The organism is Proteus sp. G4415 (genome assembly GCF_963896075.1).
Lineage (GTDB): Bacteria > Pseudomonadota > Gammaproteobacteria > Enterobacterales > Enterobacteriaceae > Proteus > Proteus mirabilis.
Window position 1 is genome coordinate 1 of record NZ_CAWQOK010000052.1, and the last position, 26,915, is coordinate 26,915.

Genomic DNA, 26,915 nt, shown 5'->3' on the forward strand with positions numbered 1-26,915 from the left:
TAGGAATTTATTCCTTTTGCTTGAATCTCTAGATTTTAAAAATAATTATGTACCTGACTGGACTTGCAAATTAGTAGCAAAAATAATAAATGAATCAATGCCTAGAAATGATATTTTTTGGCGATTCTCTAAAGAGCGCACAGAATGGAATAAAATTTATAAATCATTTATTGTAGATAGATCATTTATTGTAGAGAGAAAGAGAGAAGAAATATAGAGCATAAATTGTATATCAATAATATAGTATGCGATTTACTATGATTATAGATAAATGAAATAGGGGACATTATGGCTAAAATCGGCATTTTTGTTGGTACTGTTTATGGCAATGCATTGGCGGTTGCTGAAGAAGCGCAGCGCATTTTGCTTGAGCATAAACATCAAGCTAATATCTATGAAGAAGGTACACTTGCCGATTGGCAAAAATATTCAACAGTACTGGTGATAAGCTCTACAACCGGCCAAGGCGATTTACCCGATACAATAGCACCTTTATTTTATGAGCTACGAGATAATGTTGGTTATCAACCTAATTTACATTATGGCCTAATTGCGTTAGGTGATAGCAGTTACGATAATTTTTGTGGTGCAGGTATGCAATTTGAAGCGTTATTACAAGAGCATCAAGCAAAGCGTATTGGTGAAATATTAAAAATAGACAGTATGGATATTGCCGAGCCAGAAGTATTTGCTATAAATTGGCTGGAAAACTGGGCTACATTATTGAATTAAATTAATCGGTTACTTGAGCAATAAATTGATGGATCATGGCTATCTTATTAAAGAGCACCGCTTACTATTAAGTTGTGAATAGTTATAAGCGGTGTTTCTTATAAAATTGAGACAATTAATTAACGACGAGTCAATTTTTCTAAATCGGCTTCAATTTCAGCAATTTTATTGGCAACAACGTGCTCAAGGTGACGTAAATCATCGAGGATTTTATGTTTCAAATCCACTTCCACTTGATCTTGCTGGCAAATTTGATCTAATTCTTCAATCACATAACGTAAGTTAGTGTTGATTTCATTGACTTCTTTAAAACCTTGTCCTGATTGAGTATCAGAAATTGTTTTACGTTGGCGTGGATATTTAAATTTTACACTTTTTGCAAAGAATTCACCTTTATCTTTGCGAAAATAAATTTTTAAAATATCGTTGTTAGCTTCTTGACGTAGGGTATAGCGATCAATATCTTCAGGATGTTGGATCCCTAAATTTTTTAAATTATCGTACATATATTGGCACCAGATAGAAAGATGAATGAGATACAGCGAACAGAATTCATTCTATCCGCTGTTATTATATTAGTCGATAGTTCTTAACAATTCATTAATACCCACTTTTCCACGTGTTTTAGCATCGACTTTTTTTACAATCACAGCACAGTACAAACTGTAACGACCATCTTTTGAAGGTAGATTACCAGAAACCACCACTGAACCAGCAGGAACACGACCGTAATGGATTTCGCCAGTTTCTCTGTCATAAATTTTGGTACTTTGTCCAATATAAACACCCATTGAAATGACAGAGCCTTCTTCAACAATCACACCTTCAACAATTTCAGAACGTGCTCCAATAAAGCAGTTATCTTCAATAATGGTTGGGTTAGCTTGTAAAGGTTCTAATACGCCACCGATCCCAACGCCACCGGATAAATGGACATTTTTACCAATTTGCGCACATGAACCAACGGTTGCCCATGTATCCACCATACTTCCTTCATCCACATAAGCACCAATATTGACATAAGAAGGCATTAGAACTGTATTACGAGCAATATAGGCCCCTTGTCTGACGGCAGCAGGTGGCACAACACGAAATCCCTCTTTTTCAAAACGAGCTTGATCGTAATTTGCAAATTTCATTGGCACTTTATCAAAATAACGGCTTTCGCTACCGTCGATCACTTGATTGTGACTGATACGAAAAGAGAGTAGAACCGCTTTTTTTAGCCATTGATGAGTAACCCACTGACCATTAATTTTTTCAGCAACTCGCAATTTTCCACTGTCTAGTTGAGCGATAACGTTATTAATTGCATCGCGTACCTGTGGTTCAACATTATCTGGTGTGATTTCAGCGCGTTGTTCAAAGGCGTTATCAATAATAGATTGTAATGCTTGCATCTATAGTATTTCCTATATGTATTGTCGTGGGTTTCTATATTTTATCCTTTGAAACGAGGGCTTTTGTCAACCTTTCTACGACTTCATCCTTCATTTTTTGGTTTAACGCATTATTTTCGTTATCTGTTAATACAAAAAAATCCTCAACACGCTCGCCAATAGTGGTGATCCTTGCGCCATGTAACGAAAGAGAAAGATCGGCAAAAACCTTACCTATAATAGCTAATAAGCCTGGGCGATCACGTGCAAATAACTCCATATAAGTACGTTTATTATGGTTAGAGGCGATAAAGTTAATTTTAGTGGGTACCTCAAAATGGCGTAATTTAGCCGGTAAAGCACGGGTTTTGGCATTGGCGTTATAAGGGGCTGATACAACGCGAATAAGCGCTTGGCGTATAGCATGATAGCGATCAATCGCCAGTGGTTTACCATTAGGCTCTAAAACGATAAAGGTATCCATTGCCATATTGTCGCGATTAGTAAAAATTTGTGCGTTGTGAATATTTAAATTACGTCTATCTAGCTCACCTGCAACAGAAGCAAATAGAGAAGGTCGGTCAGCACACCAAATAAAAACCTCTGTACCACCATGCTCGGTTTGTTGGCTAATCAATACCATAGGCTCAGCACTATTGTGCTCAATAAGTGCCTGAGCATGCCAAGCAATTTGCTCTGGAGTATGACGTAAAAAATAGTCCGCATGACAACGAGCCCAAATCGCTTGCAGTTTTTCTTCATCGACCTGTTGCTGTTGTAAAATAGTTAGTGCTTGCTGACGGTGATCGCGGATACGTTCCCGTAAATCTGGAATAGAGTGCATCCCTTGGCGTAATTGATTGGCCGTAGCGAGAAATAGTTCACGCAGTAAGCTTTGTTTCCAACTATTCCATAAGCTACTGTTTGTTGCACAAATATCAGCAACAGTGAGACAGAGTAAATAGCGTAAACGGCTCTCATTTTTGACTTCAGAGGCAAATTGGAAGATAACATCGGGATCTTGAATATCACGTCTTTGTGCCGTTACAGACATAAGTAAGTGATGACTTACAAGCCATTCAACTAAAGCGATTTCTCGTTGATTTAGTCCATGTTGTTGAGCAAAGCTAATAACATCCTGTGCACCTAATAAAGAGTGATCACCATGTCGCCCTTTAGCAATATCGTGAAATAGAGCAGCAAGTCTTAATAACTCAATTTGAGGTAGTTTCGGGTAGATATCGACACAAAGAGGATGTCGGTTTCGATTTGCATCATCAGCGAAACTTTCAAGTTTTTGTAATACACGGATAGTATGCTCATCAACTGTATAAGCATGGAATAGATCAAACTGCATTTGACCGACAATATTGTTCCATTGTGGGAAATAAGCACTTAATACACTATGTTTATGCATTGGGACAAATGCCCCCGAAACCGCCCTAGGGTGACGTAAGATTTGCATAAATACTTGTCTAGCTAGTGGGTACTCACATAAAGGTTGTACTAAATGACGACGGGCATAACGCAAATGGCGTAGTGTGGTCGAATAAATTCCGATTATCTCTGCATGCTCTGCCATACGTAAAAATAACCGCATAATGGCAATAGGATCATTAAGAAAACATTCATCGTCTATAACATCAATTAATGTACCTCTTAATTGAAATTCTTTGTCAAGAGGGCGAGGTTTAACATTGGGTTGTAATGCGAGGATTGCTTCATCAAAGAGTTGCAGTAGCATATCGTTTAGCTCACTCACACGGCGAGTAACGCGATAGTAATCCTTCATCATTTTTTCGACAGGTTGGTTGCCTTCACCTTGATAATTTAAAAGTTGGGCAACGCTTAATTGGCGATCAAACAGTAACCTATTGTCATAACGATTGAGGACTAAATGTAGCGCAAAACGGATCTTCCATAAGGTATATTGGCACTCGAGTAATTCTTGTCCTTCGGCAGGGGTTAAAAAGCCAAAGTTGACCATTTCAGATATTGATGTTGCGCCAAAATGACGGTGAGCGACCCATATAAGGGTGTGAATATCACGAAGTCCCCCAGGACTACTTTTAATATCAGGCTCTAGATTATAACTGGTGCTATGAAAGCGTTGGTGACGTTGTTCTTGCTCATCAATTTTAGCTGCAAAGAAATCAGGCGATGGCCAAAAGCCTTGGCTAAAAATATGTTTAATTAATTGTTGATAGAGTGCGTTATTACCACAAACAAGACGCGCTTCTAGTAAATTGGTGGCAATAGTTAAATCAGACAGTCCTTCTAAAAGGCACTCTTCCATCGTTCTCACACTGACACCTATCTCTAAACGGATATCCCAAAGCAAGGTAATTAATTGACTCACTTTTTCGGCAATTTGGGGAGGAAGAGGCTGTTGACTTAAAAATAGCAAGTCAATGTCAGAAAGAGGGTGTAATTCTTGGCGACCATACCCCCCCACGGCAATGATACAGAGATCAGGGTGATCCGCTAATTCAGTATAACGCCATAATTGTGTGAGTAGTTGGTCGATAAAGTGACTACGAGCTTGTAGTAACAAAGCAACATCAGCATCATGATGAAAAGCATCTGCTAACCATGACTGAAATTGTTCAATAGAGTGTTTTAGTAAAGTACTATCTAGCGTATTTTCAGTCAGCAACGAAGGGGACGGTGGTGCTGTTTGAAAGGTATTGGAGGTTATCATAGTTAATCATCTCACTCATATATGCTGATTATATTAAGAGTAATGTTAAAACGGTAACCTGACTAGCATTTCTATTTTCTTACCAAAGTTGAAAATAAAAAAAACGACATACCTCGAAAAAATATGTCGTTTTTACATTTTAGAAGAGTGCGATTTATTCGTTAACTAATACGGCAGAAATAAATGGCTCTTCTTCTTTACGCAGTGTCATGATTTCACAACCATTGTCGGTAACCACTAAAGTATGCTCATATTGAGCAGACCAACCGCGATCTTTGGTTTTTACTGTCCAACCGTCTTTCATGGTACGAATACGGTAATCTCCAGTATTGACCATCGGCTCGATAGTAAATGCCATGCCTTTTTGTAACACAACACCACCGTCATCAGCATCATAGTGTAAAACTTGAGGCTCTTCGTGGAAACCTTCGCCAATACCATGTCCACAATATTCGCGTACCACAGAAAAATCATGCCCTTCAACGAATTTTTGAATGGCCTTACCTAATTCACGTAAGCGAATACCTGGTTTTACCATTTTTATTGCAAGGTAGAGACTTTCTTGGGTGATCCGACACAGACGCTCACCTTGAATAGTCGGTTTACCGACGATAAACATTTTTGACGTATCGCCATGAAAACCCTCTTTAATGACAGTAACATCAATATTAACAATATCGCCGTCTTTTAAGATTTTGTCTTCACTAGGAATACCATGGCAAATAACATCATTAACAGAAATACACACTGATTTAGGGAAGCCATGATAGTTTAAGCAAGCAGGGATAGCTTGCTGAACATCAACAATATGTTGATGACAAATACGATCTAATTCCGCTGTACTTACGCCGGGTTTTACATAGGGTGCGACAACTTCAAGGACTTCAGCCGCAAGACGACCCGCGACGCGCATTTTTTGAATATCTTCTTCAGTCTTGATTACAATAGCCATTTGAGTTCTTCATTAATAGATTTAAAAGCCACAATACAATCATTATTGCATGGTATTGCAGGTCTATGAATTATGATGGTGAGAAATAATTCTAATTACCATTTATGATATCAGCAGAAAGTGGGTGTGCCAATCAAAGAGGATAGGAGTAATCTGTTTGATATCGCCAATAATCAGGCACATTACGCCTTATATTGTTTGTTGTCTTTACATATTGCGCTTTTTTATTCGCTGTTGTTAACCGATATATTGGCAGTGAAACCGTAACTAATAGTGGTTTCTTGAGGTTATTTATGGTATAAAGCGCGCCGGAGTTCTGTTATTGGCTATGGCTTCACCATGTGAGGTTTAAGAAATAGCAGTAAATCTGAAAACATTCAATTGTGTTAATGACACACACAAATCGACACATACGCCGGGGTGCTCTTATGTAAAGGTTTAATCTTTACAGCTGATGAGTCGGTCGTATGGGATTTGTGGAGGAAATAACCCCAAATTTAAACTTATAGAGGTCTAAAATGGCAACTGTTTCAATGCGCGATATGCTGCAAGCCGGTGTTCACTTCGGTCACCAAACTCGTTACTGGAATCCAAAAATGAAACCATTCATCTTTGGTGCGCGTAACAAAGTTCATATCATTAACTTGGAAAAAACTGTTCCAATGTTCAATGAAGCTCTGGTTGAACTGAACAAAATTGCTTCTCGTAAAGGCAAAATCCTGTTTGTTGGTACTAAGCGCTCTGCCGTTGAAGCTGTTAAAGAAGCAGCAGAAAGCTGTGACCAGTTTTATGTAAACCACCGCTGGTTAGGCGGTATGCTGACTAACTGGAAAACTGTTCGTCAGTCAATCAAACGTCTGAAAGATTTAGAATCTCAATCTCAGGACGGTACTTTTGACAAACTGACCAAGAAAGAAGCGTTAATGCGTTCTCGTGAACTTGGTAAGTTAGAAAACAGCCTGGGTGGTATCAAAGACATGGGCGGTTTACCTGACGCTCTGTTTGTTATCGATGCTGAGCACGAACACATTGCTATCAAAGAAGCAAACAACCTGGGTATCCCAGTATTTGCTATCGTTGATACTAACTCTGATCCAGATGGTATCGACTACATTATCCCTGGTAATGATGATGCAATCCGTGCGGTTAAATTATATCTGACCGCTGCAGCAACAGCTGTTCGTGAAGGTCGTTCTCAAGATCTGGCTGTTCAGGCTGAAGAAGGCTTAGTCGAAGCTGAATAATAAGGCATGCTCGTAAGAGCCCTTATTTAACCAGGTATTGCTATATATTGGTTAGGGGGCCTCAATAGGCCCCCTTTACACATCTGCTATGAGAACATCTATGGCTCGCCCATAGAAAAGTCGAGGAAGAAACAAATGTCTGGAATTACCGCTGCATTGGTAAAAGAACTGCGTGAACGTACTGGCGCAGGCATGATGGAATGTAAAAAAGCGCTGGTTGAAGCTAACGGTGATATCGAATTAGCTATCGACAACATGCGTAAATCAGGTCAAGCAAAAGCGGCTAAAAAAGCAGGTCGCGTTGCTGCTGAAGGTATCATCCTTGCAGAAGTTGCTGCTGATGGTAAATTCGGTGCGCTGGTTGAACTGAACTGTGAAACAGACTTCGTTGCTAAAGATGCTGGCTTCATCGCATTCGGTAAAGATGTTATGGCTGCAGTATTAGCAGACAAAACTGACGATATCGAAGCACTGAAAGCGAAATTCGAAGACGCTCGTACTGCATTAGTTGCAAAAATTGGTGAAAACATCAACATTCGCCGCGTTGCTATTTTAGAAGGCGAAGAGTTAGGTACTTACCTGCACGGTGCTCGCATCGGTGTTTTAGTTGCAGCTAAAGGCGCTAACGAAGAACTGATCAAACACATTGCTATGCACGTTGCTGCAAGCAAACCAGAATATGTTCGCCCTGAAGATGTGCCTGCTGATGTTGTTGAGCATGAGCACCAAATCCAGATGGACATCGCAATGCAATCAGGTAAACCACGCGAAATCGCAGAAAAAATGGTTACTGGTCGTATGAACAAATTCACCGGTGAGATCTCTCTGACTGGTCAGCATTTCGTTATGGATCCAAGCAAAACTGTTGGCGATCTGCTGAAAGAAAACAATGCTGAAATCATTAACTTCGTTCGTTTCGAAGTTGGTGAAGGTATTGAGAAAGTTGAAGCTGATTTCGCAGCAGAAGTTGCGGCAATGAGCAAATAATAACGCTTTGCGTTAATGGAACCGCCTTAAGGCGGTTCTGTTTTGTTACAATCTCCACTGACAGTTTGCTTTTCTTTGAAAAGAGTAAGGCTATCTAAAACCTCCAATTAACTAATCTGCTTAGGACAGAACACCATGGCAACCAATGCAAAACCCGTATATCAGCGAATCTTATTAAAGCTGAGTGGCGAAGCCCTGCAAGGCGCAGAAGGTTTTGGTATCGATGCGAGCGTACTTGATCGCATGGCTCAGGAAATTAAAGAACTCGTTGAATTGGGCATACAAGTCGGTGTCGTAATTGGCGGTGGTAACTTGTTCCGTGGCGCTGGTCTAGCAGCTGCAGGTATGAACCGTGTTGTGGGTGACCACATGGGAATGCTCGCCACAGTGATGAATGGCTTAGCAATGCGTGATGCATTGCATCGTGCTTATGTCAATGCACGATTAATGTCAGCATTTCCACTTAATGGTGTTTGTGATAACTACAGTTGGGCTGAGGCTATTAGCTTATTACGCCATGGCCGAGTTGTTATCTTCTCGGCAGGTACAGGCAACCCATTCTTTACGACTGACTCAGCTGCGTGTTTACGTGGTATTGAAATTGAAGCTGACGTTGTATTGAAAGCGACAAAAGTTGACGGTGTATTTTCAGCCGATCCAACCAAAGATCCTGATGCGGTATTATATGAAAAGCTGACTTATCAGGATGTATTAGAACGTGAATTGAAAGTCATGGATCTTGCTGCATTCACATTAGCCCGAGATCATAATTTACCTATCCGCGTATTCAATATGAATAAACCGGGTGCATTACGTCGGGTTGTAATGGGTGAAAGTGAAGGAACTTTGATTTCTCACGCTTAATACACAGAGACAATGGTATAATTTGGCGTTAACATCTTAAAGTACGCCAATTCATTTATGTCGATATCATAATTTGATATCGTCTGGAAGATAACCAGTTCCCAAGGGTTTATAACGTGATTAATGAAATCAAAAAAGATGCTCAAGAACGCATGGACAAAAGCGTTGAAGCACTAAAAAGCCAAATTAATAAAGTTCGTACTGGCCGTGCGTCTCCAAACCTATTAGATGGTATTGTTGTAGAATACTACGGCGCACCAACTCCATTAAATCAAGTTGCTAACGTTGTGGCAGAAGATGGCCGCACATTGGCAATTACAGTGTTCGATCGTACTTTAGCACCTGCTGTTGAAAAAGCGATTTTGGCATCAGATTTAGGCTTAAATCCTTCATCTGCAGGCGCGATCATCCGTGTTCCACTGCCTCCGTTAACTGAAGAACGTCGTAAAGACTTAATCAAAGTTGTGCGTGGAGATGCAGAACAAGGTCGTGTCTCTATTCGTAATATCCGTCGTGATGCTAATGATAAAATCAAAGCATTACTGAAAGATAAAGAAATTAGTGAAGATGATGAACGCCGTTCACAAGATGAAATTCAGAAATTAACTGATATGTTCATTAAAAAAATTGATGAAGCATTAACGCTGAAAGAAGCTGAGTTAATGGAATTCTAATTTTTATTCTTTTTCTGATAATGCCACTGAAATGTGGCATTATTTTTGAGCATTTACTGGAAAATAAATGCCTAATATCTTCTTTTTATCACATTATTTATTAAAGTTATCATCTTTCCCCTCATTTATCTCGTCATGCTGATATAATTCCTTTTAATGAAAATGTTATTGATATACTGATTGATTAATAATGAAACAAATAACTATATTAGGCTCAACAGGGTCTATCGGAACAAGTACGTTATCCGTCATTGAAAATAACCCTGATGAGTTTCAGGTGCTTGCTTTAGTGGCTGGAAAAAATGCAACTAAAATGGCGCAGCAATGTCGCGCTTTTCAGCCTAAATATGCGGTGATGTCAGATGAAAAAAGTGCCGGTGAGCTGAAACAATTATTAGCCAATACATCGTGTAAAACGGAAATATTATCAGGCTCTAATGCTGTTAATGAAATTGCTGCATTGGATGAAGCCGATCAAGTGATGTCTGCTATTACAGGGGTGGCGGGGCTTAAGCCTACACTGGCTGCGATAGAAAAAGGGAAAAGAATTTTATTAGCCAATAAAGAATCTCTGATCACGAGTGGTCGTTTATTCTTTGATGCGGTGGCTAAATATGGTGCGAAGGTTTTACCTATTGATAGTGAACATAATGCTATCTACCAAAGTTTACCTACAGGTATTCAAGACAATTTAGGCCATGCATCTTTAGAAGCCCATGGCATCACCAGTATTTTACTCACAGGCTCCGGTGGACCGTTTCGCTATACGCCTTTAGATGAGCTAGATGCAATGACTCCAGACCAAGCTTGCGCACATCCAAACTGGTCAATGGGGCGTAAAATTTCGGTTGATTCAGCCACTATGATGAATAAAGGCTTGGAATATATCGAAGCTCGTTATTTCTTTAATGCCTCGGAAGCAGAGATGGAAGTCATTATTCATCCCCAATCGGTGATCCATTCAATGGTTCGCTATCGTGATGGTAGCATTATCGCACAAATTGGTGAACCAGATATGAGAACGCCCATCGCTTATTCCATGGCATATCCTCATCGCACCGAATCGGGCGCGAAAGCATTAGATTTTTTTGAGATACAAGCCCTAGAATTTATCCGTCCAGACTATCAGCGCTATCCTTGTTTAGCACTTGCCATCGAAGCCTCGCAACGGGGACAAGCTTCAACAACGGTATTAAATGCCGCTAATGAGGTTGTTGTTGATGCTTTTTTAAACGAAAAAGTAAAATTCACTGATATTGCTAAAATTAATCGCAAAGTGGTTGAACATTTTGACCTCTCAGAGCCTCAAAGTATCGACGATGTTTTAGAAATTGATAAATTAGCAAGGTTACAAACACAGCAGATTATCGCACAAATTGTATAATGATGATGATATTTACCAGAGTGTGTTTGTTCGTCTTTCTGGCTAATGGTATAGTTGCCAAATCACTAAAGACAATAATGAAAATTAACAGTTCATTACTAAAGCAACCGCTTTAGCAACTTTGAGGCTTTGCCAAAGGCCGTGGAGTCACACGGTTTTTTTGTGCGTAGGTTATCCGAAGAGGACTGTCTGTATCAGTATCAGATTAGCAAAGGGTTAAATTGAGTGAACTTATCCAGTGACGATTCATCCGCATCAAAACCAAAGCATGTTGCCATCATTATGGATGGCAACGGACGTTGGGCAAAAAAACAAGGGAAACTCCGAGTTACGGGCCATCGCGCGGGAATTAAAGCAGTTCGAGATGCGGTTAGCTTTTCCGTCAAACATAAAATTGAATCACTAACGTTATATGCATTTAGCAGCGAAAACTGGAATCGCCCTGAACAAGAGGTGAGTTCTTTGATGGAGTTGTTTGTTTTTGCATTAGATAATGAAGTGAAAAGCCTACACAAACACAATGTCAGATTAACAATTATCGGTGATATCAGCCGCTTTAGTCGTCGTTTACAAGATAGAATAAAAAACTCTGTTGCACTGACTGCAAATAATACCGGACTCAATTTAAATATTGCTGCCAATTACGGTGGACGATGGGATATTACACAAAGTGTACAACAATTAGCGAGTTCCCTCGCAAAAGGGGAGTTAGCTATCGAAGATATTAATGAAAATGCGATATCCTCACACTTGTGTTTACATGATCAATCGCCTGTAGATCTTGTGATCCGTACAGGTGGAGAACATCGTATAAGTAATTTCCTTATCTGGCAAATTGCTTATGCTGAGTTATATTTTACACAGGTTTTATGGCCTGATTTTGATGAACAAGTTTTTCAGAATGCACTTGATGCTTTTGCTAAACGGGAAAGACGTTTCGGTGGTACTACATCGGAAACAGATACTGTAAATCTGGGAGGATAATTTGCTTAAGTATCGTGTCATTACTGCATTAATACTAATCCCTATTGTTATTGCTGCTTTATTTCTTCTTCCTCCCGCAGGATTTGGATTAGTTATTATTGCCATTTCAGGCTTAGCGGGTTGGGAATGGGCTCAATTTATCGGCTGGCATTCTCAAGGCAAACGTATTGCTACTGGTGTTGGATTTGCTGCACTCTTAGTTCTTATGCAAGCCTCGTTACCGGATTTTGATCATCTGCTTGATACAGCAATGATTAAGAATAGCTTATGGGCTGGGCTCTTTTGGTGGGTAGCGGCGATTTTATTAGTTGTCAGTTATCCGAATTCAGCCAATATGTGGAAAAATTCTGTTCTTCTTAAGTTATTGTTCGGTATATTGACGATTGTTCCTTTTTATTGTGGCATGATGGCGCTACGTATGTTGGGATATAGCACAAACTCATATACAGGGGCCTGGTGGTTACTGTATGTCATGTTATTGGTTTGGGCTGCGGACTCAGGGGCTTATGCATTTGGCCGTTTAATGGGTAAACATAAAATGGCACCGAAAGTATCACCGGGTAAAACCTTGGAAGGTCTGGTGGGCGGGTTAATCACTGCAGGTGTTGTTTCATGGCTATTTACGCGTTTCGTACCAATTACTGAAGTGCCTAACCATCTATTACTGATTTCGGGCATCGTGGTGATTGTTTCCGTATTCGGCGATCTGGCTGAGAGTATGTTTAAACGTGTTTCTGGCATAAAAGACAGTAGTCAGCTTATCCCTGGGCATGGTGGTGTGCTAGATCGTATTGATAGTTTGACCGCGGCGATCCCTGTTTTCGCTGGATTGGTGTTTTTAGTTTCTTCTGGCTTTCAAATGTAAAGGTAAGCAATGGGTATCCTGTGGAATCTAGCCGCGTTTATTATCGTTTTAGGTATTCTTATTACGGTACATGAATTTGGACATTTTTGGGTAGCAAGACGCTGTGGCGTTTATGTTGAGCGTTTTTCTATTGGTTTTGGTAAAGCGATTTGGCGTAAAACAGATAAACATGGCACCGAATTTGTCGTTGCATGGATACCTTTAGGTGGTTATGTAAAAATGTTGGATGAGCGTGTCGCCGAAGTTGCACCAGAGCGTCGTCATCTCGCTTTTAACAATAAAACCGTCGGGCAAAGAGCCGCTATTGTTGCCGCCGGACCTATTGCAAATTTCTTATTAGCCATTGTGGCTTATTGGCTTGTTTTTATGATAGGGGTGCCGGCATTAAAGCCAATAATTGCAGATATTCGCCCTGATTCTATCGCAGAACAAGCAAAATTAACGCCGGGAATGGAACTAAAATCCGTTGCAGGTATCGAAACGCCTGATCAGAATGCTGTTCGTTTAGCATTAGTGAGTAAAATTGGTGCAAAAGAGGTGACTTTCGTTGTAACTCAGCCTAACTCTCTTTCTGAGAGTGAGAATATACTGAATTTGCAACAGTGGAATTTTGATCCTGAAAGACAAGATCCTATCGTATCCCTAGGCATCATGCCTGTTGGCGCACGGTTGGACTCTAAAGTTGTAGAAGTAACACCAGACTCTGCGGCTGAAAAAGCAGGTTTACAAGCAGGGGATCGGATCGTTAAAGTCGATGGTCAGCCAATTGATACTTGGCACCCATTTACTTATTTTGTTCGACAAAGCCCCAACAAAACGTTGGAACTGTTAGTTGAACGTAACGGTGCTTCTTTGGTGTTAAATATTACTCCTACAGCAATAGCGCTGAAAGATGGTAGCGAAGTTGGACAAGTGGGTGCGAAGCTACAAGTATTACCGCCAGATGAGCAATACTTGATAATGCAACAATACAACCCATTTTCAGCGTTATATGAAGCATCTGATAAAACATGGCAGTTAATGGGTTTGACTGTCAAAATGATTGGCAAGTTAGTGGTTGGTGATGTCAAGTTAACAAATCTTAGTGGACCGGTTTCTATCGCTAAAGGCGCTGGAATGTCTGCGGATTCAGGTTTTGTTTACTATTTGATGTTTATCGCACTTATCAGTGTCAATCTGGGGATCATTAATTTGTTTCCCTTGCCTGTCTTAGATGGTGGGCACCTGCTTTTCCTGGTTATCGAGAAGATAAAGGGAGGGCCGGTATCTGAGCGTGTACAAGATGTCTGTTATCGTTTCGGTGTTATGGCACTGATGCTGTTAATGGGACTTGCACTTTTCAATGATTTCTCTCGCTTATAATAAAATAAGCAGGGACCGGTTAGGAAAACACAAAACAACGATGGCGATGAAAAAGTTGCTTATAGCGTCGCTGCTGCTGGGCAGCGCCACTGCATACGGTTCAGACGGATTCGTAGTTCAGGACATTCAATTTGAAGGTCTTCAACGCGTCGCCGTTGGTGCAGCATTACTGAACATGCCTGTCCGAGTTGGAGATTCGGTCAGCGATGATGATATTAGTCGAACTATCCGTTCATTATTTGCGACAGGAAACTTCGATGATGTTCGGGTTCTGCGTGACGGAAATGTACTTATTGTTCAAGTTAAAGAGCGTCCAACAATTGCGAGTATTACTTTCTCAGGTAACAAAGCAATTAAAGAAGATATGCTTAAGCAAAATCTTGATGCTTCCAATATCCGTATTGGTGAAACACTTGACCGAACAATGTTGGCTAATATTGAGAAAGGTCTTGAAGATTTCTACTATAGTGTTGGTAAATATAACGCCACAGTAAAAGTTGTTGTGACTCCTCTTCCTCGTAACCGTGTTGATTTAAAACTGGTATTTGCCGAAGGTGTTTCAGCTACTATTCAACAAATCAATATTGTTGGTAATAAAGCATTTAGTACTGCTGAATTAGTTAACCGCTTCCAACTACGTGATGATGTGCCTTGGTGGAACTTAGCGGCTGATGAAAAATATCAGAAACAAAAACTCGCTGGTGACTTAGAGACATTACGAAGTTTTTATCTAGATCGTGGTTATGCACGTTTTGATATTGAATCCACAAACGTTAGCTTAACGCCTGATAAAAAAGGTATTTATATTACTATTAACCTGAAAGAAGGTGATAAATACACGGTTGAAAGTACCGAAATCAATGGTAATACCGCAGGCTATACCAAAGAGATTGAAGATCTGATCCAAATCGCACCAGGCTCACTGTATAACGGTGCTCAAGTGACCAAAACAGAAAATGAAATTAAAAATCTATTAGGTCGCTATGGATACGCCTATCCACGGGTGATGACAAATCCTGAAATCAATGATGAAAATAAAACGGTAAAACTGCATGTTAACGTTGATGCAGGGAATCGTTTCTATGTGCGTCAAATCCGTTTTGCGGGTAATGATATAACCAAGGACTCTGTTTTACGTCGTGAAATGCGTCAAATGGAAGGGGCTTGGTTAGGTAGCGATTTAGTTGAACAAGGTAAAGAGCGTTTAAACCGTTTAGGTTATTTTGAAACAGTCGAAACGGAAACACAGCGTATTCCGGGATCACCTGATCAAGTTGATATCGTTTATCGTGTCAAAGAGCGTAATACGGGTTCACTTAACTTTGGTGTCGGTTTCGGTACAGAAAGTGGTGTCAGCTTCCAAGTTGGGGTAACACAGGATAACTGGTTAGGAACGGGAAATGCTGTTGCGATTAACGCCAGTAAAAATGATTACTCAACGTATGCTGAATTGTCAGTCACTGATCCTTACTTTACTGTAAATGGTGTCAGCTTAGGAGGTCGTATTTTCTATAACGATTTCCGAGCTAATGATGCGGATTTATCCGGCTATACCAATAAATCTTATGGGTTAGACGGCACCTTAGGTTTCCCTATCAATGAATATAACTCGGCTCGTCTTGGCTTAGGCTATACGCATAACGGCCTGTCACGGATGGAACCTCAAGTGGCGATGTGGCGTTATCTTGAAAGTATGGGGGAAAACCCGGGCTTTGATAAACGCGAATCCTTTAATGCGGATGACTATACTGTCAGCATGGGATGGACATTTAATAACTTAAACCGTGGTTTCTTCCCAACCTCTGGGGCAAGAAGTAATTTAAGTGGGCGTATTACTATACCGGGCTCTGATAACAAGTACTATAAAGTAACTTGGGACGGTATGGCTTATTACCCTCTAAATGAAAAAGAGTCTTGGGTCACCTTGTTCAAAGGTCGTTTAGGTTATGGTGACGGTTTAGGGGGTAAAGAATTACCCTTCTATGAAAACTTCTATGCCGGTGGTTCTGGTACAGTGCGTGGTTTCCGTTCCAATAATATCGGTCCTAAAGCAATTTATTTAGATAAAGATGGTAAGCCAAAACCAGGTGAGCCATCTAGCGATGCTATCGGTGGTAATGCTATGGCAGTCGCCAGCTTTGAACTGATCACACCAACGCCATTTATTGATGATAAATACTCTTCATCAGTCAGAACCTCTGTATTCGTTGATGCGGGTACGGTATGGGATACTAAATGGAGTAGCACTAACTCTAATTGGACTGCTGGTATGCCAGATTATAGTCGTGCTGGCGATGTGCGTGTTTCAACCGGTGTGGCTTTACAGTGGTTATCACCTTTAGGTCCGTTAGTCTTCTCTTATGCGAAGCCAATTAAAGATTACGAAGGCGATAAATCTGAGCAATTCCAGTTTAATATTGGTAGAACGTGGTAGCGATGTAAGTAAAGTTGATGTCTTTTCTCAATATATAGAAAAGACATCTCATATCTGACAAAAAATTTATTTTGGGTTTTAAGGAGTCTATCGTGAAAAAATTGTTATGTGCCGCTGCCCTAGGAATGGCATTGACGATGTCAGCAGGCGCTCAAGCTGCAGATAAAGTAGGTGTTGTGAACATCGGTCAAGTTCTCCAAAAAGTGCCTAACCGTGATGCGGTAGAGAAACAATTGGAAAATGAATTTAAATCACGTGATACCGAATTGCAAAATTTAGGTAAAGCATTACAAACTGCGGTTGAGAAATACCAAAAAGATGCACCAACCATGAATGCGACACAACGTGCTAATACAGAAAAAGATCTGGTTGCTAAACGTGAAGCTTATGCACAAAAAGCACAAGCTTTTGAGCAAGACTTTAGCCGTCGTCAAGCAGAAGAGCGTAATAAAATCATGAAACGCGTATTAGACGCTGTTGATGCTGTAGCGAAAAAAGAAGGTTATGATGTGATTTTAGATGCAAACACTGTTCCTTATTTCGCAGACGGTAAAGATATTACTGCTCAGGTTCAAAAACAGGTTAAATAATAGATGTTTTCAATTCGATTAGCTGATCTTGCTCAGCAATTGAATGCACAGTTACACGGCGATGGTGATATCACTATCGCCGGTCTTGCTTCAATGGGCTTAGCAAATGGTGAACAAATTACCTTTCTTTCCGATAGTCGCTATCGTGAAAAACTAAGTGAATGTCAGGCCGCTGCGGTGGTATTAACAGAGGCTGATCTTCCTTTTTGTCCTGTTGCTGCACTGGTGGTGAAAAATCCTTATTTGGCTTATGCACAAATGGCTCAGATTATGGATACTACGCCCGCGCCAGCACAAGATATACATCCTTCTGCTGTTATTGCTGCTGATGCTAAATTAGGGAATAACGTCTCAATTGGTGCAAATGCGGTCATTGAGTCAGGTGTTGAGTTAGGTAATAACGTAGTTATTGGTGCAGGATGTTTTATTGGTAAAAAAGCACATATCGGCGATAATAGCCGTTTGTGGGCAAATGTCTCTGTTTATCATGAAGTTATCATTGGTAAAGATTGTTTAGTACAATCTGGTACTGTCATTGGTTCTGATGGTTTTGGTTATGCCAATGAGCGTGGCAATTGGATTAAAATTCCTCAGTTAGGCTCAGTGATCATTGGTGACCGTGTCGAAATTGGTGCATGTACTACCATCGATAGAGGCGCATTAGATAACACAGTTATCGGTAATGGTGTTATCATTGATAACCAGTGCCAAATCGCACATAACGTCATTATTGGTGACAATACTGCTGTGGCAGGTGGTGTCATCATGGCGGGGAGCCTGAAAATTGGGCGTTACTGTATGATTGGTGGAGCAAGTGTTATCAATGGTCACATGGAAATTTGTGATAAAGTTACGGTAACAGGAATGGGGATGGTTATGCGTCCTATCACTGAACCTGGGGTTTATTCTTCTGGCATTCCGTTACAACCGAATAAAGCATGGCGTAAAACCGCAGCACTGGTGCTGCGAATTGATGAAATGCAAAAAAGGCTAAAGTCGCTAGAACGTCAAGTAGAAAATAGCGACAAGTAACAAGTAGCATCTTTGACGGTTGTTGTTACCTATTTTGCGACCTGCGCGTTAACTCCCTTTTTGAGTCACAGCAGGTCGTGTCATTCTTAATTAGATTCAGTTTTATTAGACAGGAAGAGTATTGCAATGAGTGATAATCATACTCTGCAAATCGAAGAAATTTTAGATTTACTTCCACACCGTTACCCATTTTTATTGGTTGACCGTGTCCTTGATTTTGAAGAAGGGAAATTTCTAAGAGCAGTAAAAAATGTATCTTTTAATGAGCCTTTCTTTCAAGGTCACTTCCCGGGCAAACCTATTTTCCCTGGTGTACTGATCCTCGAAGCAATGGCGCAGGCAACAGGTATTTTAGCATTCAAAAGCGTAGGAAAACTGGAACCCGGTGAACTTTACTATTTTGCTGCTATTGACGGTGCTCGCTTTAAACGTCCTGTCTTACCTGGAGACCAAATGGTTCTTGAGGTTGAATTCATTAAAGAACGCCGTGGCGTTGCACGCTTTAAAGGCGTCGCTAAAGTTGATGGAGAAATTGCCTGCGAAGCTGAGATGATGTGTGCTCGCCGCCGTGAGGTCTAGCTTATGATTGATAAATCCGCAGTAATTCACCCTTCTTCAATTATTGAAGAGGGTGCGGTAATTGGTGCTAATGTTCGCATTGGCCCTTTTTGCGTTATTGGTAGCCATGTTGAGATTGATGAAGGTACAGATATCAAATCTCATGTGGTTATTAATGGCCATACACGCATTGGCCGTGATAATCAGATTTACCAATTTGCCTCTATCGGTGAAGTAAACCAAGATCTGAAATATCGTGGTGAGCCGACCCAAGTCATTATTGGTGATCGCAATCTTATCCGCGAAAGTGTCACTATTCATCGTGGTACGACACAAGGCGGTAATATTACTAAAATTGGCAATGATAACTTATTGATGATCAACACCCATGTTGCTCATGATTGTATCATTGGCGATCGCTGTATTATTGCAAATAACGGTACTTTAGGTGGACATGTCACTTTAGGTGATTATGTGATAATCGGTGGTATGAGTGCGGTTCACCAATTTTGTCAGATTGGTTCACATGTCATGGTGGGCGGCTGTTCCGGTGTAGCACAAGATGTTCCTCCTTTTGTGATTGCACAAGGAAACCATGCCACCCCTTATGGTTTGAATATTGAAGGATTAAAACGTCGCGGTTTTGCAAAAGAAGATCTGCATGCCATTCGTAACGCTTACAAGATACTTTATCGTAATGGTAAAACGCTTGAAGAAGCGCGAGAAGAGATTGCTCAATTAGCCGCAGATAATAATAATCAGTATGTAAAAATATTCAGTGATTTTCTGGAAAATTCAGCAAAATCAAACCGCGGTATTATTCGCTAATTAGGATATGACCTTGTCAGGCCAATCATCTATAAAACAGCGTCCGTTAGTTATCGGCCTTGTGGCTGGTGAAACGTCCGGTGATATCTTGGGCGCGGGATTAATCCGCGCTCTTAAACAAATGCATCCCAATATTCGTTTTGTTGGTGTCGCAGGTCCTTTGATGCAAGCAGAAGGTTGTGAAGCTTGGTATGAAATGGAAGAGCTTGCGGTGATGGGGGTCGTGGAAGTACTTGAACGTTTGCCACGATTATTGAAGATCAGAAAAGATCTCACTCAACGCTTTACACAACTTAAGCCAGATGTTTTTGTTGGTATTGATGCTCCTGATTTTAATATCACCCTTGAAGGTCGCTTAAAACAAAAAGGGTTGAAAACTATCCATTATGTCAGTCCATCAGTATGGGCTTGGCGTCAAAAACGGGTTTTTAAAATTGGTAAAGCAACGGATTTGGTTTTAGCTTTCCTTCCTTTTGAAAAAGCGTTTTACGATAAATATCAGGTTCCTTGTCGCTTTATCGGTCATACAATGGCTGATGCAATTGCGTTACACCCTGATAAAAAAGCGGCTCGTGAACACCTAGGTATTGATCAAGAGGCAATCTGTTTAGCTCTGCTACCAGGAAGTCGGCATTCTGAAGTGGAAATGCTCAGTGCGGACTTTATAAAAACAGCGCAGCGATTAAAGCAACAGATCCCCGCATTACATATTGTTGTCCCTTTGGTAAATGCGAAGCGACGGGCACAATTTGAACAAATACATCAAAGTGTTGCCCCAAAACTTGAAATCCAACTCTTAGATGGACAAGCAAGAGAGGCGATGACCGCCAGTGATGCGACTTTATTAGCATCTGGTACAGCCGCCTTAGAATGCATGTTAACGAAATGCCCGATGGTAGTGGGTTATCGTATGAAACCATTTACCTTTTGGTTAGCAAAAAAATTAGTTAAAACGCCCTATGTCTCTTTACCCAATTTATTAGCAGGACGGGAAATAATTAAAGAGTTGCTGCAAGAAGAGTGCACACCAGAAGCACTGGCAGAACAATTACTCCCCCTATTAACGGATGCGGAAAAAGCACAACACTTAAAAGAGATATTTTTACAATTACACTCAGCTATCCGTTGTCGTGCTGATGAGCAAGCAGCGAATGCAGTTTTAGAATTAGCAGGTCAATAATGGAATTTGTCTATCCTAAAGCAAACCTAATTGCTGGCGTCGATGAAGTCGGTCGCGGACCATTGGTGGGGGCGGTAGTTACTGCTGCGGTGATCCTCGATCCAGCTAATCCTATTCAAGGATTAATGGACTCGAAAAAATTGACCGAGAAAAAACGCAATGCGCTTTATGATGAAATAAAAGAAAAAGCATTATGTTGGGCTATTGGACGTGCTGAGCCTGAAGAGATAGATAAACTGAATATTCTTTGGGCAACGATGAAAGCCATGGAGCGTGCTGTCGCGGGATTATCCATAACGCCTGATATGGTCTTAGTCGACGGAAACCGTTGTCCTAACTTGCCAATGGCATCTCAAGCGGTGATTAAAGGTGATAGTTTAGTTCAAGAAATTAGCGCAGCGTCAATACTGGCTAAAGTTACCCGTGATAGGGAAATGGAACAGCTAGATAAACTTTATCCTGATTACGGCTTTGCCAAACATAAAGGCTATCCAACAGCCTTCCATATGGAAAAACTGGCTTCATTAGGGGCAACGCCTTATCATCGTAAAAGTTTTGCGCCTGTAAAACGTGCTTTAAATTTAGTCTAATCCACAGAGTAATTAATAAGATATGGCAGATCCTCGTTTTATCCATCTAAGGGTACACAGCGATTATTCAATGATCGATGGATTGGCAAAAACAGGGCCTCTTGTGAAGAAAGTGGCTTCGCTGGGTATGCCTGCTTTTGCAATTACAGATTTCACTAACTTATGTGGGTTAGTGAAATTTTATGGAGCGGCTCATGGTGCCGGTATCAAACCTATTGTTGGTGCAGATGTCTATCTGGAAACGGAACTATTAGGTGATGAATACGCGCATTTAACCATTCTCGCCCGTGATAATGTGGGATATCAAAACCTAACACTATTGATTTCTGAAGCTTATAAACATGGTTATGGTGCTGCCGGACCGGTTATCAAACAAGAGTGGTTAACAACATATAAAGAAGGTCTCTTGTTGCTTTCTGGCGGTAGAATGGGAGATGTTGGTAAATTCCTACTACGCGGTAATCGAGCTTTAGTTGAGCAATGTCTTGAATATTATCAAACGCACTTTCCTGATAGCTATTATTTAGAGCTTATTCGTACTGGGCGTCCGGATGAAGAGAGCTACTTACACGAAGCTGTAGCCTTAGCATCAGAAAAAGGGCTTCCTGTTGTTGCGACAAATGATGTCCGTTTTCTGGATAGTGATGATTTTGATGCTCATGAAATTCGCGTGGCTATTCATGATGGTTTCACATTATCCGATCCTAAACGTCCTAAACACTACAGTCCTCAGCAATATATGCGCACAGAAGAAGAGATGTGTGAGCTTTTTGCTGATATTCCTGAAGCATTAGAAAACAGTGTTGAAATAGCCAAACGCTGTAATGTGACCATTCGTTTAGGTGAATACTTTCTTCCTCAATTCCCGACCGGGGATATGAGTACAGAAGATTTCTTAATTAAAAAGTCCAAAGAGGGCTTAGAAGAGCGCCTTGCCTTTTTATTTCCTGATCCGCAAGAGAGAGAAAAGCGACGTCCTGAATACGATGAGCGCCTTGAGATTGAACTTAAAGTTATTAACCAGATGGGATTCCCCGGTTACTTTTTGATAGTGATGGAATTTATCCAGTGGTCTAAAGATAACGGTGTTCCTGTAGGGCCAGGACGTGGTTCAGGTGCTGGCTCACTGGTGGCTTATTCGCTTAAGATAACAGATCTCGATCCTCTTGAGTTTGATCTACTGTTTGAACGTTTTCTTAATCCAGAACGTGTATCAATGCCTGACTTTGACGTTGATTTCTGTATGGAGAAGCGCGATAGAGTTATCGATCACGTTGCGGATATGTATGGTCGTGATGCCGTATCGCAAATCATTACCTTTGGTACTATGGCAGCCAAAGCTGTTATTCGAGATGTTGGGCGTGTTTTAGGACACCCTTATGGCTTTGTTGATAGAATTTCCAAGCTTGTTCCCCCAGATCCGGGAATGACGTTAGAAAAAGCTTTTGCCGCAGAGCCTCAGTTACCTGAAATTTACGAAGCTGATGAAGAAGTGAAATCGCTTATTGATATGGCGCGTAAATTAGAAGGGGTAACGCGTAATGCGGGTAAGCATGCCGGTGGTGTCGTTATTTCTCCAACCAAAATTACCGACTTTGCGCCACTTTATTGCGATCCGGAAGGGAATAACCCGGTTACACAATTTGATAAGAATGATGTTGAATATGCCGGTCTTGTTAAATTTGACTTCTTAGGGTTAAGAACGCTGACGATAATCAACTGGGCATTAGAAATGATTAATGCTCGACGGGCTAAAAAATCACTTGAGCCTGTTGATATATCAGCCATTTCATTAACCGATCAGCGTAGCTTCGATATGTTGCAACGCTCTGAAACCACCGCGGTATTCCAGTTAGAATCCCGTGGTATGAAAGATCTGATAAAGCGTCTGCGACCAGACTGCTTCGAAGATATGATTGCGTTAGTTGCACTGTTTCGCCCAGGGCCTTTACAGTCTGGGATGGTGGATAACTTTATCGACCGAAAACACGGTGTTGAAGAGATTTCCTACCCTGATGTTAAATGGCAACATGAGAGCTTACAGCCTGTATTAGAGCCAACTTATGGTGTTATCTTGTATCAAGAGCAAGTGATGCAGATAGCACAGGTACTTGCCGGTTATACCTTGGGTGGTGCGGATATGTTACGACGCGCGATGGGTAAGAAAAAACCTGAGGAGATGGCAAAACAGCGCTCTGTGTTTGAAGCGGGGGCGATTAAAAATGGTGTTGATGGCGAATTAGCCATGAAAATCTTTGACTTGGTAGAGAAATTTGCCGGTTATGGATTTAACAAATCGCACTCAGCGGCTTATGCCTTAGTTTCTTATCAAACGCTCTGGTTAAAAGCTCACTATCCTGCGGAGTTTATGGCGGCAGTCATGACTGCCGATATGGATAATACCGAAAAAGTGGTCGGTCTGGTGGATGAATGTTGGCGAATGGGTTTAAAAGTCCTTCCTCCAGATATTAATAGTGGGCTTTATCATTTCCATGTTAATGATGAAGGCGAAATAGTGTATGGCATAGGGGCCATCAAAGGGGTTGGAGAAGGCCCTATTGAGGCAATTGTCGAAGCGCGTCAACAAGGTGGTCATTTTAAAGATATTTTTGATCTCTGTGCGAGAACAGAAACCAAAAAATTGAATCGCCGAGTGATGGAAAAACTGATAATGTCAGGCGCATTTGATAAATTAGGGCCTCACCGTGCAGCATTAATGTCTTCGCTGGAAGATGCCTTAAAGGCGGCAGATCAACACGCAAAAGCGGAAGCCATTGGGCAATCCGATATGTTTGGTGTATTGGCAGAAGCCCCAGAGCAAGTGGAACGTTCTTATGCCAATGTACCTAAATGGCCAGATCAAGTTGTTTTAGAAGGTGAGCGAGAAACCCTCGGTTTATATTTAACGGGACATCCCATCACCCGTTATCTAAAAGAAATTGAACGATATGCGGCAGGAACCCGTCTAAAAGATTTAGTACCTACCCCCCGAGGTCAGATGGTAAAAGTGGCAGGATTAGTCCTTGCTTCGAAAGTCTTTACCACTAAACGAGGGAATAGAATTGGTATATGTACGTTAGATGATCGTTCTGGTCGTTTGGAAATTATGTTATTTTCCGATGCATTAGATAAATACCAACATCTATTGGAACAAGATCGGATTTTAATTGCTACCGGGCAGGTCAGCTTTGATGATTTCAACGGTGGGCTTAAAATGACAGTCCGCGAATTAATGGATATTAACGAAGCGCGTGAAAAATATGCTCGAGGGCTTGCTATCTCGTTATCAGACAGGCAAATTAATGAGCAATTATTAAATCGTCTTCGCGGCGTTTTAGAACCTCATCGTTCAGGCACGATCCCGGTTCATCTTTATTTTCAAAAGCATGATGCCTGTGCACGTTTGCGTTTTGGTGCAACATGGCGAGTAACGCCGACTGATATGCTTTTGACCGATCTGCGAACTCTGCTGGGTAATGAGCAGGTGGAATTAGAATTTGACTAGAATAGGAATGTTATGAGTCTTAATTTTCTGGATTTTGAACAGCCAATTGCCGAGTTAGAAGCGAAAATCGATTCGCTAACCGCAGTTAGCCAACATGATGAAAAAATTGATATTAATATTGATGAAGAAGTTGCACGCTTAAGAGAAAAAAGTTTAGAACTTACTCGAAAAATTTTCTCTGATCTTGGTGCATGGCAAGTGGCACAACTTGCTCGTCATCCATTAAGACCTTATACCCTTGATTATATTAATCGTGTTTTTACTGATTTTCAGGAGTTGGCGGGCGATCGCGCTTATGCTGATGATAAAGCGATTGTCGGTGGTATTGCTCGTTTAGACGGTCGTCCGGTGATGATCATTGGTCATCAAAAAGGACGTGAAACGAAAGAAAAAATTCGTCGTAATTTTGGTATGCCAGCTCCTGAAGGTTATCGCAAAGCGCTACGTTTAATGGAAATGGCACAACGTTTTAAATTACCTATTATCACTTTTATTGATACTCCGGGAGCTTATCCGGGGGTGGGCGCTGAAGAGCGTGGACAATCAGAAGCGATTGCTCGTAATTTAAGAGAAATGTCTCGCTTTGGTGTGCCAATTATTTGTACCGTTATTGGCGAAGGTGGCTCTGGTGGTGCTTTGGCGATTGGTGTGGGTGATAAAGTAAATATGTTGCAGTACAGCACCTATTCCGTTATTTCGCCAGAAGGTTGTGCTTCTATTCTATGGAAGAGTGCTGATAAAGCACCATTAGCTGCTGAAGCTATGGGGATCACGGCAAATCGTTTAAAAGAATTAAAATTGATTGATACGGTGATCCCTGAACCTTTAGGTGGTGCTCATCGTCATTATGATGAAATGGCAGCATCACTAAAAGCGCAGCTAAAAGCTGATTTAGCGCAGTTAGATGAGTTTGATACAGAAGAGCTCACTAACCGCCGTTATCAACGCTTAATGGAATATGGCTATTGCTGATTGAGCGGGTACTTAGCTAGCTATTAAAAAGATCACTCCCCATGCTATAGCATGGGGTTTTTTTTATGGCGAATAGGATCAGGCTATTATCACACCACTATCACTCCAGCTAATTTTTCTTTTATAAAACTATTTCTATTGTTAATAGTAATAGCTTGTGATACTTTCATTTTTAATTATATATCAATATGTTAACTCGATCTCAAATATAAGATTTATGTTTATCTTTGCTTAAAAAATACGTAACCCTACCTATGATTTGATAAGGCTTATCGTTAATCAAAGAAGGAAAAGTTATGATTTCATTTAGCAACAAAGTAGGCATTATCACCGGAGGTAATAGTGGTATCGGTTTAGCTAGCGCTGAGAAATTTTTATCACTAGGGGCATCGGTTGTTATTACTGGAAGTCATTCAGGTCGTGGGGAAAAAGCACAAAAGTATTTGCAAGATAAAGGGTTTTCCGCAGAATTTGTTCAAATGGATGCCGCCAATGAGCAAGATAATCAACAACTGGTTAAGCATGTAGTAAAACATTATGGCAAAGTGGATTTTTTATTTGCTAATGCGGGGGTTTTAACCGATACCGTTGCCGATAAATTACATTACGATCAATGGAAAAAAGTGCTTGATGTTAATCTTAATGGACTATTTCTTATTAACCGCGCGGTTATTCAACATTGGTTAGAAACTAAAACCACAGGTGCTATTGTTAACTGTAGTTCAATCTGCTCTTTTGTCGGCCAGCATGCATTTCCTGCTTATTGCTCCTCTAAAGGGGGCATTAAATTACTCACACAAACGTTAGCGCTTGATTATGCCAGTCAAGGTATTCGTGTTAATGCTGTTTGTCCAGGCTATATTGATACTCCTTTATTAGAGGGGCGTGAATTAGACAAACAAAAACTCGTCGCTTTACACCCTATTGGTCGGTTAGGTACACCTGAAGAGGTGGCTAATGTTGTTGCCTTTTTAGCAAGTGATGCCGCCTCGTTTGTCACAGGGGCTTCTTATCTCGTTGATGGTGGCTTTACGGCATAATTAAACCCATGACAGCGATGAGGACAGCATTTTCTTAGTATCGTTATCAGCTTAAGTG

At 40.8% G+C, this 26,915-nt stretch carries 23 protein-coding genes and 1 pseudogene; 20 read left to right on the forward strand and 4 right to left on the reverse strand.

Annotated features, from left to right (window positions below):
* Together AACU95_RS05210 and AACU95_RS05215 are read left to right on the forward strand one after the other, a co-directional pair.
* Positions 1-217 (forward strand): annotated as a pseudogene (locus AACU95_RS05210) (hypothetical protein); the annotation flags it as partial.
* A 71-nt stretch (positions 218-288) separates the two neighbouring features.
* Complete coding sequence (locus AACU95_RS05215) at positions 289-732, forward strand: flavodoxin (protein WP_004245484.1); 444 nt, start codon at positions 289-291, stop codon at positions 730-732.
* Between the two features lie 119 nt (positions 733-851).
* On the opposite strand, the gene AACU95_RS05220 is transcribed toward AACU95_RS05215, so the two are convergent.
* The 4 genes from AACU95_RS05220 to map form a co-directional block, all read right to left on the reverse strand.
* Complete coding sequence (locus tag AACU95_RS05220; RefSeq protein WP_004245482.1) at positions 852-1,238, reverse strand: DUF3461 family protein; 387 nt, start codon at positions 1,236-1,238, stop codon at positions 852-854.
* A 69-nt stretch (positions 1,239-1,307) separates the two neighbouring features.
* Positions 1,308-2,132, reverse strand: coding sequence for a 2,3,4,5-tetrahydropyridine-2,6-dicarboxylate N-succinyltransferase (gene dapD, locus AACU95_RS05225; RefSeq protein ID WP_004245480.1), 825 nt, complete (start codon positions 2,130-2,132; stop codon positions 1,308-1,310).
* 34 nt (positions 2,133-2,166) lie between these two features.
* A complete protein-coding gene (glnD, locus tag AACU95_RS05230; protein ID WP_049236299.1) occupies positions 2,167-4,812 on the reverse strand; it encodes a bifunctional uridylyltransferase/uridylyl-removing protein GlnD in 2,646 nt (881 codons plus the stop codon).
* A gap of 154 nt (positions 4,813-4,966) precedes the next feature.
* Positions 4,967-5,764 carry a type I methionyl aminopeptidase gene (map, locus tag AACU95_RS05235; protein ID WP_004245478.1) on the reverse strand — a complete coding sequence of 266 codons (798 nt, stop codon included), beginning with the start codon at positions 5,762-5,764 and terminating at the stop codon, positions 4,967-4,969.
* A 518-nt stretch (positions 5,765-6,282) separates the two neighbouring features.
* Between map and rpsB the strand changes: the two genes are divergently transcribed.
* From rpsB to AACU95_RS05325, 18 genes are all read left to right on the forward strand, one after another.
* Positions 6,283-7,008, forward strand: coding sequence for a 30S ribosomal protein S2 (gene rpsB, locus AACU95_RS05240; RefSeq protein WP_004245475.1), 726 nt, complete (start codon positions 6,283-6,285; stop codon positions 7,006-7,008).
* Positions 7,009-7,143: 135 nt separating this feature from the next.
* The gene (gene tsf, locus AACU95_RS05245; protein ID WP_004248719.1) at positions 7,144-7,995 is read left to right on the forward strand and encodes a translation elongation factor Ts; all 852 of its coding nucleotides are present in this window, start codon (positions 7,144-7,146) and stop codon (positions 7,993-7,995) included.
* 135 nt (positions 7,996-8,130) lie between these two features.
* Entirely contained in the window at positions 8,131-8,859 is a 729-nt protein-coding gene (pyrH, locus tag AACU95_RS05250; protein ID WP_004245471.1) for a UMP kinase, read from the forward strand.
* Between the two features lie 116 nt (positions 8,860-8,975).
* Complete coding sequence (gene frr, locus AACU95_RS05255) at positions 8,976-9,533, forward strand: ribosome recycling factor (protein ID WP_141192015.1); 558 nt, start codon at positions 8,976-8,978, stop codon at positions 9,531-9,533.
* Positions 9,534-9,723: 190 nt separating this feature from the next.
* Positions 9,724-10,917, forward strand: coding sequence for a 1-deoxy-D-xylulose-5-phosphate reductoisomerase (ispC, locus tag AACU95_RS05260; RefSeq protein ID WP_004245469.1), 1,194 nt, complete (start codon positions 9,724-9,726; stop codon positions 10,915-10,917).
* Positions 10,918-11,199: 282 nt separating this feature from the next.
* Complete coding sequence (ispU, locus tag AACU95_RS05265) at positions 11,200-11,901, forward strand: (2E,6E)-farnesyl-diphosphate-specific ditrans,polycis-undecaprenyl-diphosphate synthase (protein ID WP_004245468.1); 702 nt, start codon at positions 11,200-11,202, stop codon at positions 11,899-11,901.
* A gap of 1 nt (position 11,902) precedes the next feature.
* Entirely contained in the window at positions 11,903-12,766 is an 864-nt protein-coding gene (cdsA, locus tag AACU95_RS05270) for a phosphatidate cytidylyltransferase (RefSeq protein WP_115286967.1), read from the forward strand.
* 9 nt (positions 12,767-12,775) lie between these two features.
* Positions 12,776-14,128, forward strand: a complete 1,353-nt coding sequence (gene rseP, locus AACU95_RS05275) for a sigma E protease regulator RseP (RefSeq protein WP_004248715.1) — start codon at positions 12,776-12,778, stop codon at positions 14,126-14,128.
* Between the two features lie 40 nt (positions 14,129-14,168).
* Complete coding sequence (gene bamA, locus AACU95_RS05280) at positions 14,169-16,562, forward strand: outer membrane protein assembly factor BamA (protein ID WP_004248714.1); 2,394 nt, start codon at positions 14,169-14,171, stop codon at positions 16,560-16,562.
* A 92-nt stretch (positions 16,563-16,654) separates the two neighbouring features.
* Positions 16,655-17,152 (forward strand): OmpH family outer membrane protein, encoded by a 498-nt coding sequence (locus AACU95_RS05285; protein ID WP_004248713.1) that lies wholly within the window; start codon positions 16,655-16,657, stop codon positions 17,150-17,152.
* A 3-nt stretch (positions 17,153-17,155) separates the two neighbouring features.
* Positions 17,156-18,184 (forward strand): UDP-3-O-(3-hydroxymyristoyl)glucosamine N-acyltransferase, encoded by a 1,029-nt coding sequence (lpxD, locus tag AACU95_RS05290; RefSeq protein ID WP_004245463.1) that lies wholly within the window; start codon positions 17,156-17,158, stop codon positions 18,182-18,184.
* Between the two features lie 126 nt (positions 18,185-18,310).
* Complete coding sequence (fabZ, locus tag AACU95_RS05295; protein WP_004245462.1) at positions 18,311-18,763, forward strand: 3-hydroxyacyl-ACP dehydratase FabZ; 453 nt, start codon at positions 18,311-18,313, stop codon at positions 18,761-18,763.
* Positions 18,764-18,766: 3 nt separating this feature from the next.
* Complete coding sequence (gene lpxA / locus AACU95_RS05300) at positions 18,767-19,570, forward strand: acyl-ACP--UDP-N-acetylglucosamine O-acyltransferase (protein WP_017628591.1); 804 nt, start codon at positions 18,767-18,769, stop codon at positions 19,568-19,570.
* Positions 19,571-19,577: 7 nt separating this feature from the next.
* The gene (gene lpxB, locus AACU95_RS05305; RefSeq protein ID WP_004245459.1) at positions 19,578-20,750 is read left to right on the forward strand and encodes a lipid-A-disaccharide synthase; all 1,173 of its coding nucleotides are present in this window, start codon (positions 19,578-19,580) and stop codon (positions 20,748-20,750) included.
* The gene (rnhB, locus tag AACU95_RS05310) at positions 20,750-21,340 is read left to right on the forward strand and encodes a ribonuclease HII (RefSeq protein WP_004245458.1); all 591 of its coding nucleotides are present in this window, start codon (positions 20,750-20,752) and stop codon (positions 21,338-21,340) included. Before lpxB ends, rnhB begins: the two co-directional genes overlap by 1 nt.
* A 22-nt stretch (positions 21,341-21,362) precedes the next feature.
* Positions 21,363-24,845 (forward strand): DNA polymerase III subunit alpha, encoded by a 3,483-nt coding sequence (gene dnaE, locus AACU95_RS05315; protein WP_004248711.1) that lies wholly within the window; start codon positions 21,363-21,365, stop codon positions 24,843-24,845.
* A 12-nt stretch (positions 24,846-24,857) separates the two neighbouring features.
* Complete coding sequence (gene accA, locus AACU95_RS05320) at positions 24,858-25,817, forward strand: acetyl-CoA carboxylase carboxyl transferase subunit alpha (RefSeq protein WP_004245456.1); 960 nt, start codon at positions 24,858-24,860, stop codon at positions 25,815-25,817.
* A 296-nt stretch (positions 25,818-26,113) separates the two neighbouring features.
* Entirely contained in the window at positions 26,114-26,857 is a 744-nt protein-coding gene (locus AACU95_RS05325; protein WP_004250252.1) for an SDR family NAD(P)-dependent oxidoreductase, read from the forward strand.
* Positions 26,858-26,915: the final 58 nt, after the last annotated feature.

Excerpts from the sequence above, each read along its gene's own strand:
- AACU95_RS05215 (WP_004245484.1), top strand. The coding sequence starts at position 289 with ATGGCTAAAATCGGCATTTTTGTTGGTACTGTTTATGGCAATGCATTG.
- lpxB (WP_004245459.1), top strand. The coding sequence starts at position 19,578 with ATGACCTTGTCAGGCCAATCATCTATAAAACAGCGTCCGTTAGTTATC.
- lpxA (WP_017628591.1), top strand. The coding sequence starts at position 18,767 with ATGATTGATAAATCCGCAGTAATTCACCCTTCTTCAATTATTGAAGAG.
- rnhB (WP_004245458.1), top strand. The coding sequence starts at position 20,750 with ATGGAATTTGTCTATCCTAAAGCAAACCTAATTGCTGGCGTCGATGAA.
- AACU95_RS05220 (WP_004245482.1), bottom strand. The coding sequence starts at position 1,238 with ATGTACGATAATTTAAAAAATTTAGGGATCCAACATCCTGAAGATATT.
- AACU95_RS05325 (WP_004250252.1), top strand. The coding sequence starts at position 26,114 with ATGATTTCATTTAGCAACAAAGTAGGCATTATCACCGGAGGTAATAGT.
- fabZ (WP_004245462.1), top strand. The coding sequence starts at position 18,311 with ATGAGTGATAATCATACTCTGCAAATCGAAGAAATTTTAGATTTACTT.
- pyrH (WP_004245471.1), top strand. The coding sequence starts at position 8,131 with ATGGCAACCAATGCAAAACCCGTATATCAGCGAATCTTATTAAAGCTG.
- rpsB (WP_004245475.1), top strand. The coding sequence starts at position 6,283 with ATGGCAACTGTTTCAATGCGCGATATGCTGCAAGCCGGTGTTCACTTC.
- tsf (WP_004248719.1), top strand. The coding sequence starts at position 7,144 with ATGTCTGGAATTACCGCTGCATTGGTAAAAGAACTGCGTGAACGTACT.
- rseP (WP_004248715.1), top strand. The coding sequence starts at position 12,776 with ATGGGTATCCTGTGGAATCTAGCCGCGTTTATTATCGTTTTAGGTATT.
- map (WP_004245478.1), bottom strand. The coding sequence starts at position 5,764 with ATGGCTATTGTAATCAAGACTGAAGAAGATATTCAAAAAATGCGCGTC.
- bamA (WP_004248714.1), top strand. The coding sequence starts at position 14,169 with ATGGCGATGAAAAAGTTGCTTATAGCGTCGCTGCTGCTGGGCAGCGCC.
- ispC (WP_004245469.1), top strand. The coding sequence starts at position 9,724 with ATGAAACAAATAACTATATTAGGCTCAACAGGGTCTATCGGAACAAGT.
- ispU (WP_004245468.1), top strand. The coding sequence starts at position 11,200 with ATGGATGGCAACGGACGTTGGGCAAAAAAACAAGGGAAACTCCGAGTT.
- glnD (WP_049236299.1), bottom strand. The coding sequence starts at position 4,812 with ATGATAACCTCCAATACCTTTCAAACAGCACCACCGTCCCCTTCGTTG.
- dnaE (WP_004248711.1), top strand. The coding sequence starts at position 21,363 with ATGGCAGATCCTCGTTTTATCCATCTAAGGGTACACAGCGATTATTCA.
- accA (WP_004245456.1), top strand. The coding sequence starts at position 24,858 with ATGAGTCTTAATTTTCTGGATTTTGAACAGCCAATTGCCGAGTTAGAA.
- lpxD (WP_004245463.1), top strand. The coding sequence starts at position 17,156 with ATGTTTTCAATTCGATTAGCTGATCTTGCTCAGCAATTGAATGCACAG.
- dapD (WP_004245480.1), bottom strand. The coding sequence starts at position 2,132 with ATGCAAGCATTACAATCTATTATTGATAACGCCTTTGAACAACGCGCT.